We start from the raw sequence: 1,708 nt of genomic DNA, 5'->3' as shown, positions 1-1,708 counted from the left end.
ACAAAAAAAGACTGCTGTCTTGCTTTTTGGCAAGATCGCAGCCTTTTTTCTTGGGGACTTTTTTTACAGCCCCTTTTATCAAAGTAAAATTCGCAGTGCCTTTTTTCTTAGGTATGAAATGTTTCGTTTCCATCTCCAAGGGCAAAGCTATACAGATAATAGAGTAGATGATCCAAAATATAAATATACTATAAATTGCAAACACATATTTTAAAAAAATAATAAAAGCCAAACCGACAATGGCTCCTAACCCATAGATCCAACCGTATTTATATATTTTGCTATAATTACCACAGTTAGGACAATGATAATGACCTCTTTGAAAAAATCGACCTTTTATGATTTCTCCACACCAAGGACATCTTTTGTCTAAACTCATAAATTCACCACCGTTTGTTACTAAGTTTTGTTATAATACAACATATTTCCATCTCTTATCAATAAAGCCGTCGAAATAGTTCTTACATATTACAATGCCTACTTTGTCCAAATAATTCTCTTTAACTGCTGATTTTCCATAAATGCTTTGGATTGCATTCATTCTTCCGGCTTATAAACTTTTACAACCTTATTCTCTTTAAATAAATATATTCTATCACATTTTTCACATCTCCATACATCATATTGAGGATATGGAACATCTAAAAAATATATCCACCCCTTTTTTTCAAATTCAGACCATTCACGATCAGAGTACACATAATACTCTGTATCGTTAGGGTCAAGCTGATTTGTGAGCATATTCCCACATCGACATACAAATCTCATATTATCTCTCCTATAAATTGTATATTTTTAGTAGCTGCATATTCCGCATATAACATTCAAAATTGCCGAAAACAGGGCGTTTGTGACCTCGGTGTATTGGTGCTGGGGGATATTTTTATCCTCGCATATCGCCGCAACTTCGTCGTCCCAGCTTCCCATTCCTGCGAAAACGCAGGCGGACAAAGCGCCGTTCAGCACGTTGTCAAGGCGGTCGGTATCATTCAAAAGACGGTGGGCTTCTTGAAAATCTTCTTCAAAGCCGTGATAGCCGATAGTATCGCAAAGCTTTTGTGCGCTTTGTATCGCATTTTTCAGATCGGATATACATTGTTTGATATCGGGACTGCTTGGGCAGACCTTGTAAAAAAGCGCTTTCTTCACTCCGCTTATCTCACGGTATGTTACATACCAATGGGTGTCTTGCCAAACTCTTTTGATCGTCCAAATGCTCTGTTTGCTTTTGAATTTTGTTTCAAGAAAGCAAATCTTATCAAACTCAAATGCGCTTTCGGGCAAGGCAAGTTGATCGCCGTTTCGGACTATCGAAACGCCCTGCAAACCATGGCTTTTAAGTTTTTGACAAAAATGTGCAGGGGAAAATATCGTCTCGCCGTCAGCAAAAATAAACCTGGTCTTGTAAAGGTCATCGCAGGCAGGCGAGGGTGTGTTCGTGCTGTTTGTGCAGGACGTTTTTATGATATCGTAAATTTGTATCTCGAAATTTAAAAGCTGTTTCAATGTTGTTCTCCGAGGGCAAAGTTTGTGCTATGATCTTAAACGACTATTCTTCTGGTTTATATACTTTTACTAAATTGTAAGAATCATCAAACAAAGTTATCCTGCCACATTTTTCACATCTCCGCACATCATATTTCAAATCATTTGGTTCTGGCTGATATACGCGCATGCTTATGTGTTTACAACATAATCTCAAGTTAAA

Annotated in this window: 3 protein-coding genes; all 3 read right to left on the bottom strand. The window is 37.4% G+C overall.

The features are described from left to right. Window positions 1-379, bottom strand: a 379-nt coding sequence (locus AB5123_RS14280) for a hypothetical protein (RefSeq protein ID WP_368364994.1), incomplete at its 3' end; no start/stop codon positions are given. 158 nt (window positions 380-537) lie between these two features. Continuing rightward, window positions 538-768: a hypothetical protein gene (locus AB5123_RS14275; RefSeq protein WP_117859263.1), complete on the bottom strand. Its 231-nt coding sequence runs from the start codon at window positions 766-768 to the stop codon at window positions 538-540. A 27-nt stretch (window positions 769-795) separates the two neighbouring features. Then, window positions 796-1,506, bottom strand: coding sequence for a hypothetical protein (locus AB5123_RS14270; protein ID WP_117925291.1), 711 nt, complete (start codon window positions 1,504-1,506; stop codon window positions 796-798). Window positions 1,507-1,708 lie beyond the last annotated feature (202 nt).

It is taken from the genome of Ruminococcus sp. RTP21204st1_B2_RTP21204_210225 (assembly GCF_040914135.1).
In the GTDB taxonomy this organism is placed as follows: Bacteria; Bacillota; Clostridia; order Oscillospirales; family Ruminococcaceae; genus Hominimerdicola; species Hominimerdicola aceti.
Note: the sequence above shows the minus strand (reverse complement) of the source record. Positions and strands in the feature narration are given on the sequence as shown.

Bases quoted from the DNA above. Each gene is read 5' to 3' on its own strand.
- AB5123_RS14275 (WP_117859263.1), bottom strand. From the start codon at position 768: ATGAGATTTGTATGTCGATGTGGGAATATGCTCACAAATCAGCTTGAC.